Here is a 15,679-nt window from a genome sequence, read left to right on the forward strand (position 1 = left end):
CACTCCTGTTAAATAGTGTTAAGCGTTATGGGCTTTATTATTGTTTTTAAATGTTAATTGTCCGCCCAAGCGGTACTTACTACCCGGCGATATAAGTCGTGCAAAGCTAACAATCCCGTTAACCGACCAAGTGCGGCGTATTACTTGTAAGCATGGCTCTTCGTTATACAGGTTAAGCCATTGGCACATTTCACTACTTGGTGTAATAGCCTCTACGGTGTGCCTTGCTTGTGTTAAAGGGGCAACCGTTGATAGGTATTCGTGTGGGGTGAGAGCGGTAAAATCTTGTTGTAAATAATCCTTGGCAAGTAACGGGTTTACAAAGCGTTCTTCAACTTGCAAGGGACTGTCGTTTTCGTTATGAATAATGACACTTCTATACACCACACTATCTACCTCAACACCTAAAGCAATAGCAATTGGCGCCACGGCATTGATTGATTCCAACACCTGTACTGTGCAGCTGTAGTTTCCGTTTCGCTCTTTGACTTCATGTGCAATGTTTTTTATTTCGAGTAATGATGATTGCGACTTAAAGCTTGCGACAAAAGTACCCAGCCCTTGGCTACGGGTTAAAATGCCTGTATCAGTTAGCTCACTTAACGCTCGACGTGCGGTCATTCTACTTACCGCAAACTGCTTTGCCAGTTCATTTTCTGAGGGCACGCGTTGGTTTTCAAGCCAAAGCCCACTACGTATTTTGTCCACAATAAACTGTTTTATTTGTGTAAATTTAGGTGTTGGCATAGACGCTTTTGATGTATTAAAAATAAACAATACTTAATAAGATGGCATAATTACCTTGTATATACAAGATGTGTTGTTAAACTTGTTTGAACATTATCGCGGAGAAACTTATGCAAGCCACAGAATCTACAGAACAGTTAAATGATATCGATTTATTGCTCACAGATGCCAACATTGCCACTATGGATAGCAATATTGATGCGCCTTATGGGGCAATAGAAAATGCGGCGCTAGCTATTAAAAATGGCAAAATAGTGTGGCTAGGTAAGCAAGCTGATTTACCTAATTTTGATGTGTTAGCCACCCCGATATTAAGTGTAAAAGGGCAGTGGTTAACCCCAGGCTTAATTGATTGCCATACACATTTAGTGTTTGCTGGTTCTCGTGCGCAAGAGTTTGAGCAGCGTTTGCAGGGCGTGAGCTATCAGCAAATAGCAGCGCAGGGCGGGGGAATAGCAAGTACAGTTAAAGCAACCCGAGAGGCTGACCACGAACAGTTATTTGTAGCAACAAAAGAGCGTTTAAATGCATTGTTAGCTGAAGGGGTGACAACGGTTGAAATTAAGTCAGGGTATGGGCTTGATATAGACAATGAGAAAAAAATATTGGAGGTGGCTAGGCTGTTAAATCAACATCATCCTATTGACGTAGTTAACACCTTTTTAGGGGCGCATGCACTACCTTTGGAGTTTAAAAACCGCAGTGATGATTACATAGATTTAGTATGCAATGAAATGCTAAGCACGCTTGTTGAACATGACCTAGTGGATGCAGTTGACGTATTTTGTGAAGACATTGGCTTTAGCTACGCACAAACTCAACGCGTATTTGATGCAGCTAAAAAACAGGGTTTGGCAATCAAGTGTCATGCCGAGCAATTATCAAATCAACACGGTGCAGCGCTGGTAGCACAATACAATGGCCTGTCGGCTGATCATTTAGAATACCTTGATGAAGCAGGCGTTAAAGCTATGGCAAACGCAGGCACTGTGGCGGTATTACTGCCTGGGGCTTTTTATTTTTTAAAAGAAACGAAATACCCACCAATTGAACTGTTAAATAAATACAAAGTACCCATTGCGATCGCCAGTGACTTTAATCCCGGCACATCACCCTTATGTTCGTTGCAATTAATGATGAATATGGCCTGTACCTTATTTAATTTCACCCCAGAGCAGGCATTAACTGGCGTAACAGCACATGCGGCTCGTGCTTTAGGTTTTACTGATAGAGGGGTGTTAAAAGTTGGCGCTCGCGCAGATATAGCTCATTGGCAAATTGACCATCCTGCACAATTAAGTTATCAGTTTGGGGTAAATAAACTGTTAAATCTATGGATATTGGGTAAACTTAGCTAGTTTGTATAAAATTAACTCTTAAACCTATGTTTTATTTAATGTCAGTGAGTACGTCAGCTATGGATGGAACGTTATTTAGCTACATCAATTTAGCTATTTTTTTAAGTGGTGCACTTTTAATGGCAATGGTTGCCACGCTATTAACCGTTAAAAGTAACGTAATGAGACTCAGCTTTTTATGTACTGGGCTCATTGGCTTAGCTATGGTGAGTAGCGCAATACCCTGGCTCGCTATTTTACTAGCGCTAGGTTTTGGTTTTAATTTATATCAAGCGAAGTTACAAAAGCAAAAAAAACCACTTCTTATCAGTGCCTGTGCAAGCGCATTACTTGCTTTATTGTTAATAGGGTATCTCTTTTTTACGCTGCATTTAGCGTGGTTGCTCATGGCTATTTTACTGCTCTCAGTCAGTGGTTTTTTAGCTGATAATGAGCCTAAAACTACTACGCCTTTAAAGCCACAAACCGAGCCTGAGGTGTATGTTGAAAACTCACCTTTAGCCAGCTTCCCCGATAAACAACAGTTACGTCAAAAGTATAATGAGCTTACCAATGAAGGTTCATTCAGAGCCGCACTTATTGTATTAAGGCTAGAGGGGTTTGCGCAGGTAAATCAACATATTGGACGAGATTTTGGTGACTTATTGTTGTCGCAGTCGGCAAATCGAATAAAAGACTTACTAGACAGTGATGAAGTGTTGTTCCTTGCTCCGCACGCTAAATTAGCGCATTTAGGCGGGTTAAATTTCGCGTTTATTTGTGTTCTACAAAGCCATAATCATTTACATCAACAGCTTATCAAGCAAATTATTGGCGCTACATTAAAGCCCTTTAACGTGGCAAATTGCACTATTGAAGTAAAGGTAAGAGCCAGTTATGTTCATTGCGATCAACAAAGTACGAACTTTGATGATTTAATTAGTCATGCTTACTTGGCACTTGATAGTCAGCCAAGCAAACAAATAGTGGCTTATCATCAACAAATGACGGTTGAGCATTTAGAGCAACAAGCGCGATTAACAGAGCTTGCGAATATCAGCTTTGCTGATGAGTTTGAGCTGTTTTTTCAACCCGTTATTCGCAACGGCGATGGCCAAATTGAATTTTTAGAATTGTTATTGCGTTGGCAACACCCCACGCAAGGCACCTTATCGGCAAGCCGATTTATAAATGATATTAGAATTGCAGGGCTTGGTTATTCACTGGCTACCTTTGTTATAGACCGTGCTGGCGAATTAGCCATGGCACTTCGTATGGAAGGGATGTCGGTGCCTTTGAGTGTTAATTTATTTGGCCCAGAAATGCTCAATGAAGAGTTTGTTGATTTTGTTTACGGAGTAATTGGTGAGTATCAACTAAGACCAGGCGATTTAATTATTGAATGTCCGCTTCATGTTTTTACCAGCCTAGATGATAAAGGCAGAGCCATGATCGCAAGGCTTAACAGTTTAGGTTTAAAAGTATGCGTTGATGGCTTGGGAGATAACCCCGTATTACTGTCTAAATTACCAAGTTTAGCGGTGGAGTATATTAAGGTATCTCCGGCCTTAACTGCTGACTTTAGTAATCAAAATAATATACGCAGCTTAGTAAGCGGCATGGTAGAAATGCATAATCAGCAACAAACAAAAGTGATTTTTGAAGGTGTTGAAACACTGGACCAACTTAAATTTGTGAAAAGTTTGAAAGCTTATGCCTCACAAGGCTACTACTTCGGACACCCTTTAAGTAGCTTAGGGTTAATGAGTTGGTTTAAACAGTGGTTACAGGCACAAGAAGACTAGGGAAGATTAGATTTTTTGCTTTGTTTGCAGGTAGGTATTTACTAAGGCGCTGATAACTTGACCACATTGTAATTTACCCGCAGCAAGAGAGTGAGGATGTTGCGACGGTGCTGCTTCGCATAAATGTAAATAAGCACTGTGATGATTACTTGCAGCTAAATAAACATAATGCTCGCCATCGCTAACATCAAAACCGCAATAATTAAATGCGCTTGCAGGCATGTTGGTTAGGCTATCTAAATCAACTTCTATTCCTAACGGTGCGTTATCAAATGCGTTTAGTGCATTGTTAGTTGCCTCCGTTAAACTTATTTCTCGCCTAACATTAATCGCTTGATAGCTGGTGAAACTAAATTTTGCACTTTGCATCGCATTAAAAATTTGTTGATTATTTTTAAGCTCATGTAAGCCAATTACATGGTAACTGTTAAGGTGCTGCTCTTGATAGGCGTAGTGAAAACCATTGCCACTGTGTCTGCCTTCACACTCTCTAAAGTCGGCATGGGGGTCTAAATTAATGGCGTTAATTACGCTGTTTTTATATTTTGCAAGCGAGCGAATAATACCTAAGCAGTTGTTATGTCCGCCACCAATAATGATGGGTTCAAGACCGGCTTTAAAAATCATGCTTAAAATTGCTTCAACCCGCACATCAATCTCAGCGCACAACTGACGTAATTGGTCTAAATCGAGAGGATTTTGGTTATCAAGCGGGTGTGCTTGTTCCATTAAGTCATCAAGGTTTACTTCGCCAAGGAGTAACACTTTTTGCATGGCAATAGCGTGATTGTGAGGTTGGTTTAAAAAGTGTTGTAAAAAAGCGGGCCAAGCATGCTGTGCTCCGCCTTTACCTAAATTGGCTCTAGGTCCAATGTCTTCGCAAACGCCCAGTAAAACAAAGCGCATACCAAACTGTGCAGCATCAGTAAGCGCTTGTTGTATATTAACGTTTGCGTCAAGTAATGCCATTGACTGCCACGCTTTTTGTTCACCTGCACGGTTAGAACAAATGCGCTTGAGCGTGCTTTCGTTATATACTTTAAGGTGTGCTGTCACGCTACAGCTCTATTATTTCTAGCTCTAATTCTTCAGCAGAAAGTACAATACCTGTACTGTCGGCATAAACAAAATCATCATCGAAAAATGATACACCCGCAAAGTTAACGCCTATGCCGCTTTCACCCGCGCCTTCACTGTCAGCTGCAACCGGAATTGATCCAATGGCTTGAATTCCTAAATCCAGTTCTTCAAGTTCATCAACATGGCGCAGTGCACCATATACAATAATACCTTGCCAATTGTTTTCAAGTGCCAGCTCAGCCAGTTCAATATCAATTAAGGCTCTGCGAGTGGAGCCTCCACCATCAATAAGTAAAATCTGATCTGTACCATCTTGAGAAAGCAATTGACGGATCAGTTCATTATTTTCAAAACATTTTACCGTTTTAATGCGGCCACCAAAACTGTGTCGACCACCAAAGTTGATGAACATAGGTTCAAGCACGTCAACCACATCAGCGAAATGGTCACATAAATCAGAAGTGCTGTAATCCATTATTTTATCCTCAAAAGATACATAAGTTAGTAACTTAGTATACCCTCCTTATATTCAATAACAACGACTTAATTGCAGTAAATTTAGCCAGAAATAGAACTAAATCAATAACACGACTCATAATTTTTTAATAAAATTGTCATCTTTATAAATAAATTTTTTTAAGCTATGGACTGAGCGCTTATAAGTGCGAGAGATTTAAGTTCTGATTGGCGAGACTGTTAAAATTAAATAATACTGTGATCAGGCCGATGATTATATTGTCCATTTGTATAAAGGGAGTTTGTAAATGGTTAAATTTTACTGGTAGCCCTTTTTTATGGTTTTTAATGATAGGCATTATTGTTTATTTCATGTAACAAAATTATGTTAATACAAGAAAGCATCACGTTATACTGAACTGGCAAATTTAATTTAGGTATTTACAATGAACTTTTTACAGAATCTAACGATTAAACGTCGTTTACAATTTAATGCATTAATCGTTGGCTTAGCCATGATTGTTATGCTGTGCATCATCATTTATGAAGCACGTATTATGCTTAAATTAAATGAAACTATTCAGTACGCTGAAGAGCTAGATGTGCATGAGCTTTCGATGCGTAAATACGAAAAAGACTTTTTGTTTTACAAAGATGAGTCTAGTTTAGAGCTATTTGCACAAGAATATAAAAAACTACAATTTAAACTAGAAAAGCTATCTGTTTTATCTGCAGATTTAAATATTGCTACGGCTCAGGTCAATCAATTTTCTACGTTAGCCCAACAGTACTATGACGACTTTCAAAATGTTGTAAAACTACAGCGTAAAATCGGGTTGCACCCAAAAGACGCTTTATATGGCGAGCTGCGAGAAGCAGTTCATAAAATAGAAACATTGCTTAGTGAGCAAAATAATTACCAATTACTCACCACTATGCTACAGCTACGCCGAGCTGAAAAAGATTTTATGTTACGTTTAGATACCAAGTATTTAGATCGATTTAATAAATTAGCAAGCGAGTTAAAACAACAAGTAAATGCTGCAGAGCTACCTAATAATTTACGCAATCAATTGGTCTCGTTAATGACCAACTACCAAAATAAATTTACTGCATTGGTAGAGGCGCAGGTGGAATTAGGCGTCGATTTAGATTCGGGTGCCCTAGGGAAAATGAGAATAAGCGTCAAGAAAAGTGATGAAGTGGTTACTTTGATCACTAATGCGACTAAACAGCAAGTAACTGAAACGGCGCAGCAGGCGCAATTATTAGCAATAGTCATATTTATAATTGCAGGTATCATCGTTATGCTACTTGTGTACTTAACCAGTCGTTCAATTATCCAGCCTATTGAAAAAGTTTATCAAACAATAGATCAGATCAGACGAAACAATGACTTAAGCTTATTCATAGAGCACAAAGGGAAAGGTGAAGTAACGAGGATGACCATAGACTTTAATAGTTTAATTAGTGACTTTAAAGATCTCATCTATGAAGTAAATACGGCTCTAACAACGCTTAATATAGCAACAGAGAATCTATCTGAAACAACCTCAGCGACTAGCTCTGGTATGCAAGAGCAATTACATGAAGCGGATATGGTAGCAACCGCTGCTACAGAAATGCAGGCAACGATTCAAGATATTTCACACAATACTGAAGCCGCCGCTAAAAAAGCTGAATCGACCAATGTAAGCGCCCAGCAAGGTCAGGTTGAAGTTGAGTCAACCATTAAGCATATTAATGCCTTATCTGATTCACTTGGTAAAGCTTCCAGCGTGGTGTCTCAGCTAGAAAAAGATGGTGAAACCATAGGTTCTGTGCTTGATGTGATACGTGCGATTGCAGAGCAAACTAATTTACTTGCTTTAAATGCTGCCATTGAAGCGGCGAGAGCGGGTGAACAAGGTCGTGGCTTTGCGGTTGTTGCAGATGAAGTGCGCTCACTTGCACAGCGTACGCAGGAGTCAACCAGCGAAATAGAAGGCATTATTAATACCCTACAACAGCGTACTCAAGAAGTTGTGAGTATCATGCACCAATGTCGTACTCAAGGTGGCGAAAGTGCTACACAAGCAACAAAAGCGGGTGAGCTGCTAGGATCAATTACCATTGATGTGCAAACTATTATGGAAATGAGTACACATATTGCTACTGCTATTGATGAGCAAAGTCAGGTGGCTTCTGAGGTAAATAAAAACGTGGTCCGTATTCGAGATATTGCAGAGGGGGCTGCGGCTCACTCACAAACTAATGCGCAAACCAGTGAAGAGGTCTCTGAGCAAGCAAGGGTACTTCATCAAGCAATTTCAAAATATAAGGTTTAACTACTAACAGAAAAAAGTGGCTTAATTGCCGCTTTTTTCTCATTCACAGAGTATAAGTTCAGACTAAATACTAGGGGACAAACTTTATGGGTACGCTGTCTTTGTTGTTTTCATGTTGTTTAACACGTTCTAAATACGTATCCCATAAGCTCGTTTGTTCAGCTTGTAACTTAGCAAAATATTGCCAGCTGAACAGCCCGCTATTATGGCCATCGTCAAACTCTAAACGTAACGCGTAATGCCCTACTGGCGTAATGGTTTTAATTCCCACTGCTTGTTTATTTAGTACTAACTTCATAGGCTCAGTTCCATGGCCTTGAACCTCTGCTGAGGGAGAGTGTACCCGTAAAAATTCAGCGCTAAATATAACTTCAGAGTTATCATCAAAATAAACATCTAAATTTTTACTCACACTATGATAGTGCACTTTTGTAACTTGTTTCATCGTCATCTCGCTTACAAAAAAGCCTCCATATTGGAGGCTTTTAGTATAACTGTTTGTGTTTTCAATTAAAGAATAAAACGACTTAAGTCTTCATCTTCAACTAGCGCACCTAAGTGTTTTTCAACGTAGGCGGCATCAATAACAAGGCTTGAACCCGCTTTTTCAGAAGCGTCATATGAAATCTCTTCCATTAGCCTTTCCATAACTGTATGAAGGCGACGCGCACCGATATTTTCGGTTTTTTCGTTTACTTGCCATGCTGCCTTAGCAATACGCTCAATTGCGTCGTCGCTAAATTCAATAGCGACTTGTTCTGTTTTGAGTAGCTCGCGTTGTTGCTCAGTAAGTGACGCGTGTGGCTCAGTTAATATACGTTTAAAGTCATCGGCTGTGAGTGCTTCAAGTTCAACACGAATAGGTAAACGGCCTTGTAACTCAGGGATCATGTCTGATGGTTTAGACATTTGGAATGCGCCTGAGGCAATAAACAACATGTGGTCAGTTTTTACCATGCCGTGCTTGGTATTAACGGTAGAGCCTTCAATAAGCGGAAGTAAATCACGTTGTACACCTTCACGACTTACATCTGGGCCAGAGGCTTCACCACGTTTACAAATTTTGTCTATTTCATCAATAAACACAATGCCGTTTTGCTCTACTGCAAAAATGGCCTGTTCTTTTAATTCTTCAGGATTAACCAGTTTACCGGCTTCTTCTTCAGTAAGTAACTTAAACGCTTCTTTAATTTTAAGCTTACGCTTAGTGCGTTTATCACCACCCATGTTTTGAAACATTCCCTGTAACTGGTTGGTCATTTCTTCCATACCAGGAGGAGCCATAATTTCAATATTAGGTTGAGCTTGGGCTAAATCAATATCAATTTCTTTGTCATCTAATTGGCCTTCGCGTAACTTTTTACGAAACGATTGGCGTGTCGATGAATTTTCATCGCGCTGAACTTCACCGTATTGATCTTTCGCTGGAGGCAGTAATACATCTAAAATACGTTCTTCAGCCGCTTCTTCAGCGCGATGTTTGAACTTTTTAGTTTGTTGCTCTCGTGTCATTTTAATTGAAACATCAACTAAATCACGGATGATAGTTTCAACTTCTTTGCCGACATAACCTACTTCTGTAAATTTAGTGGCTTCAACTTTAATAAAAGGTGCGTTGGCAAGCTTTGCTAAACGACGAGCAATCTCAGTTTTACCTACACCCGTAGGGCCAATCATTAAGATGTTTTTTGGCGTTACTTCTGCGCGTAAGTCTTCGTTTAACTGCATACGGCGCCAGCGATTACGAAGGGCAATAGCAACCGCTTTTTTCGCTTTAGCTTGGCCAATAATATGTTGGTCTAGCTCATGAACAATTTCTCTTGGGGTCATATCAGACATAGCGAGTTCCTATTACAATTCTTCGATAGTTTGGAAGTTATTCGTAAATACACAGATGTTGCCAGCAATTGTTAGACTTTTCTCTACAATTTCACGAGCACTTAAGTCGGTATTTTCTAATAAGGCGGTTGCAGCTGATTGCGCAAAGTTACCGCCGCTGCCAATTGCGATTAGGTCGTTTTCTGGTTGCACCACGTCACCGTTGCCGGTAATAATTAGCGAAGCTGTTTCATCAGCAACAGCAAGTAAAGCTTCAAGTTTACGCAGGGCACGATCGCTACGCCAATCTTTAGCCATTTCTACAGCCGCTTTAGTGAGGTTACCTTGGTGCATTTCTAGTTTGCTTTCAAAACGTTCGAAAAGAGTAAAGGCATCAGCAGTGCCGCCAGCAAACCCAGCGATAACTTTGCCATTATAAAGACGTCGAACTTTTCGGGCATTGCCCTTCATTACTGTGTTACCAAGAGATACTTGGCCATCACCACCAATAACAACTTTGTCATCACGGCGTACACTTACGATTGTAGTCATGTTATTCCTCATCATCGCGCTGCAAGGGGCAGCGCGTAAAAATCGATTATGAAGAGGTTATATGGGTGAATGGTTTAAATTCAAGTCCAGCCCCAAATTCCGCAGCCGACAATATTAATTCGTTTAAGTTTGTTCTTGTCACTTTCTGCATGACGCTTGGTTTCATAAGGCCCTAAACGCACTTTGTACCAAATACCATTGCTGCCTGTGGTTTTTTTGATTTCTGAAATTAATCCTGCAAACGCTATTTTAGCTTTTAAGGTTTCAGCTTGCTGATGGGTTCTAAATGAACCACATTGCATGACATAAGGACCTTTTTGTTCAAGTTCTTTTACTTCAACCTGAATCTCATGCTCTTTAATTTCTTTAATAAATTTAGGTGGCCGCGGTTTAGCTATTTCTACTTGTTTTTCGGGTGTTGGATTTGCTTGCTTTTCAACAAGCTCTGGGTCGGCATTGTTTTTAACAAACCAGAGTCCGTATGCAAAACCACCAACTAGTAACAAGGCAATAATGATTAACAAAAACGGGAAGGGTTTTTTTGCCGGTTCTTGTTTAGTGTTTTTTCTATTTTTTGGTTTTTTATTAATATAATCGTGCTGTGCCATGGTGTTATATGTGGCCTTACCTAAATCATGTCTGTAGGGTCTACGTCTAAACTCCAGCGAACTTTTTGTGCAAGTTTGCTAGTGCTGAGATAATCAACCATTTGCGCGAGATACTGATGTAGTATGCGTCGATCTTGCGCTTGAATATGTAATTGAAAACGATACATTCCCGCAATTTTTTCTAAAGGCGCGGGGATCGGTCCGAGCAATTGTATACCAGATACCCCATTGACAGGAACCAAATCCGTTAGAAAGTCGACGACTTGCTTTATGTTATGCCCTTGTGCGCGAACAATTGCCATACTCGTAATAGGTGGCAACTGTGCATCACTTCGCTCAGTGAGTGCAAAGCGGGCAAAATCTTGATAGCCATTATTAACTAAGTCTTGTAATAAGGGGTGCTCAGGAAAGTGCGTTTGTAATAATACTTCACCGGGTTCGCCAGAACGTCCCGCGCGTCCTGCAACTTGTGTTACTAATTGTGCTAAATGCTCAGTAGCCCTAAAGTCACACGAATACAAACCACTATCGACATCTAAAATAAGTACTAGGCTAACATCAGCAAAATGGTGGCCTTTTGCCAGCATTTGCGTACCAACTAAAATACGTGCGCCGCCTTGGTTTATTTCATCCAGTGCTTTTTCAAGGCTACCTTTACGCCGAGTTGAGTCACGGTCGATACGGCTGATCGGGGTGTCTGCAAATTCACTACTTAAAAACTCTTCTATTTGCTCGGTGCCTTTGCCGTTAGGAAATATTTGCGTACTACCACAGTCAGGGCATTGATGCGGTACATGATATTGATCGCCACAATGGTGGCAAATCATTTGGCCTATTGCCTTATGGAAAGTCGCACTGGTGCTGCATCGGCTACATTCACTCAACCAACCACATTCATGACAAATCAAGGTAGGAGAAAACCCACGGCGATTTAAAAATACCATCACCTGCTTTCCTCTATTTAGGTGCTGGCGCATTATTGCAAGACTGGCATGCGCAATACCGGCTCGATCAGGCTGACCTTTCATGTCGAGCAGCTTAAACTGATTATCGGTGGCGGTTTGCGCGCGCTCACTTAATGTGAGTAACTGGTATTTGTTATTAATTGCTTTATGCAGTGTTTCTAATGCCGGCGTGGCGCTACCTAAAATAAGTGGAATTTGATGCTGATAGGCACGATACGCAGCTAAATCACGGGCATGATAGCGTAAAGTGTCTTGTTGTTTAAATGAGGCATCATGCTCCTCATCAACCACAATCATCCCGAGCTTTAAAAATGGCAGAAAAATACTCGAACGGGTGCCTATAACAATGGCACAACTGCCTTTTTCACAAAAGCGCCATGTTTGTAGACGTTCGTTATCGGTTAATGCCGAGTGCCATAACATAATAGGGGTGTCAGGAAAGCGACGTCTAAAACGATTGACCGTTTGAGGCGTTAGCCCTATTTCAGGAACAAGCACTAACGCCTGTTCGCCACGTTTTAATACTTCTTCTAGGCATTGTAGGTAAACTTCGGTTTTTCCGCTGCCAGTGACACCTTCTAGCAAAAAGCTCTTAAACCCAGTACTTTGATTAATTGCAGTGCAGGCAATGGCTTGCTCTTTATTCAAACGAGGTTTGCTGCCAACCGTTGGCGAGGTATGTTGCCATTGATTGTCGTGTTCAATGGTTTGAATTATTAGCTCTTTATCTAAAAGGGTATCAATGGTTTTTTTATTAAACCCGAGGGCTTTGAGTTCGGTTAATGATGATTTACCGGATGCTGATAATTGCTTAAGCAAATTAAGCTGTGTTTTAGCTTTTAAAGACGGTAAAAGTGCCCCCTTTTCGCTTAATGTCACCATGTTTATACTGGTTTTATCAGGGCACTCACCTTGGCGCAGTGCACTGGGCAATGCAATATGAATAGTTTCACCGAGTGGATAGCAATAATAACGCGCTGTAAACTTCAGTAGCTCTAAATGCTGCGCAGATAACACCGGTGAATCGTCAATAACTTCAATAATAGATTTTATTTTGCCTTCGGGGACTGCTGTATCCGCTTTTAAGCTAAGAATAACCGCTACTTTACGTTGATTGCCAAAAGGGACTAACGCGCGCATACCGGGCTGTAATTGAGTCAGCGATACTAATTGCTCATCCACTTTATAATCAAAGGTGCGAGGCAAGGGGACTTTTATTGCAACTTCAGCAAAATGCATAACAACTCAACCAATTAACGTAATGGTTTAATGTACTAAAAATAGCATTAAAAGCCTACCGACAAATCAGTAATGAATAGGTGTTTGCCGAGTTTTTAGCAAAAAGGGTAATTAAAGCTTGTGTGCGTGCGGGTTGTTGGATAAAATTCGCGACCAATAAATTTGTTTTAACGACGTATGGTGCCAGACTTCGGGTTTGGAGAGCGATGCGGCCTTAACTAGAGGTTCCTATGAAAGAAGGTATTCACCCTAAGTACGAAGTAATTTCTGCAACTTGTTCATGCGGAAACAAATTCGAAACTCGTTCTACTCTGTGTAAAGACATTCACTTAGACGTATGTTCTGCGTGTCACCCGTTTTACACTGGTAAGCAAAAGATTTTAGACACTGGCGGCCGTGTTGATCGCTTCAACAAGCGCTTCGGTGCACTTAGCAGCAAAAAATAATTTTTTGTTTCTATGTAAAAAAAGCACCTTAGGGTGCTTTTTTTGTGGCCAAAATTTACTTTCCTATCTGCTTTCTTAGCAATTTTGTATTTATTTTTTTTGCATAACTATTTCCTGTTCTTATTCTGAGTATGCATAAACATTTGCAGACAAAACAGCCAATATTCTCTATATTTTTATTTGTTAAACTTTAAAGATGGTACTCAAATGCAGGTAACGTGAGGTTATTTGTGTTTAAAGTTAAATAAAATTCGGTATTTCACTATTTTAATTTAAGACTAAAAAATACGCTTTATAAAAATAGAACAAGGGCAAAAAGTACCTGTGTTTTTCATTTTTATGACGAATTTATATTTTAAAAATGTCAGGATAATCTAGGGAAGTTGCTGATAAATCACTTAAAATTAACAGTTCTAGCATATAACAGGATAGACCTGATATTGCTTGGAATTTAAAAATAATAAAGGTATCGTAGATTAAAACTACCTCTCACTTTAACTTAAATTGCAGGATATAATCGCGTTATGTCAGATTTTCGTGAACAAGCACTACATTACCATGCCCATCCCGTTCCAGGTAAAATCAGTATTGAGCTGACCAAGCCCGCTGAGACGGTTAAAGACCTCGCGCTCGCATACAGCCCTGGTGTCGCAGAACCTGTTCGTGAAATTGCCGCTGATCCAGCAAATGCCTACAAATATACTGGTAAAGGAAATATGGTTGCGGTTATTACTAACGGCACCGCAATTTTAGGCTTAGGTAATTTAGGTCCACTCGCTTCAAAACCCGTTATGGAAGGTAAAGCGCTACTATTTAAGCGTTTTGCAGGGTTAGACTCTATAGATATTGAAGTTAAGCATCGTACTACCGAAGACTTTATTAACACGGTGGCTAATATTGCCGACACCTTTGGTGGAATTAATTTAGAAGATATTAAAGCGCCAGAGTGTTTTGAAATAGAAAAAGCGCTTATAGAGCGTTGTAGCATTCCTGTTTTTCATGATGATCAGCATGGTACGGCTATTGTAACGGCTGCGGGTATGCTAAACGCGCTGGAAGTACAGGGCAAAGCAATTGAAGATGCAATTATTGTATGTTTAGGTGCCGGCGCTGCAGCTGTTGCCTGTATGGAGCTTTTAATTAAGTGTGGCGCGTTGCGTGAACATATTTATATGTTAGATCGCAAAGGAGTTATTCATACGCGTCGTGATGACTTGAATGAATATAAGCAATTATTTGCAAACAATACCGATAAACGTACTTTACAAGATGTAATTGAAGATGCCGATGTGTTTGTGGGTGTATCGGGCCCTAATTTATTAGCCCCTGAAGATTTAAAATTAATGGCTGATAGACCCGTGGTATTTGCTTGTTCAAACCCCGATCCTGAAATCGATCCGCAATTAGCACACGCTGCACGTAACGATTTAATTATGGCTACAGGTCGCTCTGATTATCCGAATCAAGTTAATAACGTATTGTGTTTTCCGTTTATTTTCCGTGGTGCGTTAGATGTACGTGCCAGTGAAATAAACGACGAGATGAAAATTGCTGCTGTGGAAGCAATTCGCAGTATTGCTAAAGAGCCCGTGCCGACTGAAGTGCTTACTGCCGCAGGCATCGACAAATTAGAGTTTGGTGCTAAATATATTATACCAAAACCAATGGATCCACGTTTGTTACCACGTATAGCTAAAGCGGTTGCGCAGGCGGCGGTAGACTCTGGTGTTGCACAAATTGATATGCCAGAAAACTACATGGCGTAATTGTTACGTGTAAATTAGCGCAAAAAAAACCTCAGCATTTGCTGAGGTTTTTTTGTATAAAGACCCTTCTAGTCTTCATTTAAAATAGGCACTTCTAGTCCCATTTCTTGCATTATTTTCTTCACTTCTTCAGGTACTTTTTCTGCGTTATCTTTACGCAAATCATCATCATTAGGCAGCGGTTGCCCGGTAAACGCATGCAAAAACGCTTCGCATAAAAGCTCGCTATTTGTTGCATGACGTAAGTTGTTTATTTGACGACGAGTACGTTCATCAGTTAATACTTTTAATACATTTAGCGGGATCGAAACGGTGATCTTCTTTACTTGTTCGGATTTTTTCCCGTGTTCTGCGTATGGGTGAATATATTCACCATTCCATTTAGCCATAAGATGTATCGTTGCCTCAGATTATAAATTGCTCACACAGCATCAAAGCGTGTAAATATGCGTGAAATTCTATCGGTTTAAAAAAGATAGTCAAATACTAGTTATTTAGCTATCTAGACATTTAAATGTTTTGACATCTTAAAT

General features: G+C 40.1%; 14 protein-coding genes. 5 read left to right on the forward strand and 9 right to left on the reverse strand.

The genetic code is table 11. The features are described 5' to 3' along the window. Window positions 1-18 precede the first annotated feature (18 nt). Window positions 19-747, reverse strand: coding sequence for a histidine utilization transcriptional repressor HutC (hutC, locus tag LOC50_RS00740; RefSeq protein ID WP_096038897.1), 729 nt, complete (start codon window positions 745-747; stop codon window positions 19-21). 110 nt (window positions 748-857) lie between these two features. On the opposite strand from hutC, the gene hutI reads away from it, so the two are divergent. Next, window positions 858-2,105 carry an imidazolonepropionase gene (gene hutI / locus LOC50_RS00745; RefSeq protein WP_250653440.1) on the forward strand — a complete coding sequence of 416 codons (1,248 nt, stop codon included), beginning with the start codon at window positions 858-860 and terminating at the stop codon, window positions 2,103-2,105. A gap of 59 nt (window positions 2,106-2,164) precedes the next feature. Beyond that, complete coding sequence (locus LOC50_RS00750) at window positions 2,165-3,889, forward strand: GGDEF domain-containing phosphodiesterase (RefSeq protein ID WP_250653895.1); 1,725 nt, start codon at window positions 2,165-2,167, stop codon at window positions 3,887-3,889. Window positions 3,890-3,895: 6 nt separating this feature from the next. Here LOC50_RS00750 and LOC50_RS00755 read toward each other — a convergent pair whose 3' ends face one another. Then, a complete protein-coding gene (locus LOC50_RS00755; RefSeq protein WP_250653441.1) occupies window positions 3,896-4,945 on the reverse strand; it encodes a formimidoylglutamase in 1,050 nt (349 codons plus the stop codon). 1 nt (window position 4,946) lies between these two features. After that, window positions 4,947-5,444 carry a ribonuclease E activity regulator RraA gene (gene rraA, locus LOC50_RS00760; RefSeq protein ID WP_008115004.1) on the reverse strand — a complete coding sequence of 166 codons (498 nt, stop codon included), beginning with the start codon at window positions 5,442-5,444 and terminating at the stop codon, window positions 4,947-4,949. Window positions 5,445-5,871: 427 nt separating this feature from the next. Here rraA and LOC50_RS00765 point away from each other — a divergent pair, with 427 nt between their 5' ends. Next, a complete protein-coding gene (locus LOC50_RS00765; RefSeq protein WP_250653442.1) occupies window positions 5,872-7,752 on the forward strand; it encodes a methyl-accepting chemotaxis protein in 1,881 nt (626 codons plus the stop codon). A gap of 70 nt (window positions 7,753-7,822) precedes the next feature. Here LOC50_RS00765 and LOC50_RS00770 read toward each other — a convergent pair whose 3' ends face one another. From LOC50_RS00770 to priA, 5 genes are all read right to left on the reverse strand, one after another. Then, on the reverse strand, window positions 7,823-8,197 hold the full coding sequence (locus LOC50_RS00770) for a gamma-butyrobetaine hydroxylase family protein (RefSeq protein WP_036981078.1): 375 nt from the start codon (window positions 8,195-8,197) through the stop codon (window positions 7,823-7,825). A gap of 65 nt (window positions 8,198-8,262) precedes the next feature. Continuing rightward, window positions 8,263-9,591 carry an ATP-dependent protease ATPase subunit HslU gene (hslU, locus tag LOC50_RS00775; protein ID WP_013463899.1) on the reverse strand — a complete coding sequence of 443 codons (1,329 nt, stop codon included), beginning with the start codon at window positions 9,589-9,591 and terminating at the stop codon, window positions 8,263-8,265. Window positions 9,592-9,603: 12 nt separating this feature from the next. Continuing rightward, complete coding sequence (gene hslV, locus LOC50_RS00780) at window positions 9,604-10,122, reverse strand: ATP-dependent protease subunit HslV (protein ID WP_008115012.1); 519 nt, start codon at window positions 10,120-10,122, stop codon at window positions 9,604-9,606. An 80-nt stretch (window positions 10,123-10,202) separates the two neighbouring features. Beyond that, complete coding sequence (locus tag LOC50_RS00785) at window positions 10,203-10,730, reverse strand: SPOR domain-containing protein (RefSeq protein WP_028834485.1); 528 nt, start codon at window positions 10,728-10,730, stop codon at window positions 10,203-10,205. Between the two features lie 20 nt (window positions 10,731-10,750). Further along, entirely contained in the window at window positions 10,751-12,934 is a 2,184-nt protein-coding gene (priA, locus tag LOC50_RS00790; RefSeq protein ID WP_250653443.1) for a primosomal protein N', read from the reverse strand. Between the two features lie 230 nt (window positions 12,935-13,164). Here priA and rpmE point away from each other — a divergent pair, with 230 nt between their 5' ends. After that, window positions 13,165-13,380 carry a 50S ribosomal protein L31 gene (gene rpmE, locus LOC50_RS00795; protein ID WP_008115018.1) on the forward strand — a complete coding sequence of 72 codons (216 nt, stop codon included), beginning with the start codon at window positions 13,165-13,167 and terminating at the stop codon, window positions 13,378-13,380. Between the two features lie 524 nt (window positions 13,381-13,904). Then, on the forward strand, window positions 13,905-15,146 hold the full coding sequence (locus LOC50_RS00800) for a malic enzyme-like NAD(P)-binding protein (protein ID WP_013463901.1): 1,242 nt from the start codon (window positions 13,905-13,907) through the stop codon (window positions 15,144-15,146). Window positions 15,147-15,214: 68 nt separating this feature from the next. Here the strand turns inward: LOC50_RS00800 and metJ are convergent, their stop codons facing one another. Continuing rightward, a complete protein-coding gene (gene metJ, locus LOC50_RS00805; RefSeq protein WP_008115021.1) occupies window positions 15,215-15,535 on the reverse strand; it encodes a met regulon transcriptional regulator MetJ in 321 nt (106 codons plus the stop codon). Window positions 15,536-15,679 lie beyond the last annotated feature (144 nt).

Origin of the sequence: Pseudoalteromonas sp. SCSIO 43095, from assembly GCF_023650455.1 — a bacterium.
GTDB lineage: Bacteria > Pseudomonadota > Gammaproteobacteria > Enterobacterales > Alteromonadaceae > Pseudoalteromonas > Pseudoalteromonas tetraodonis.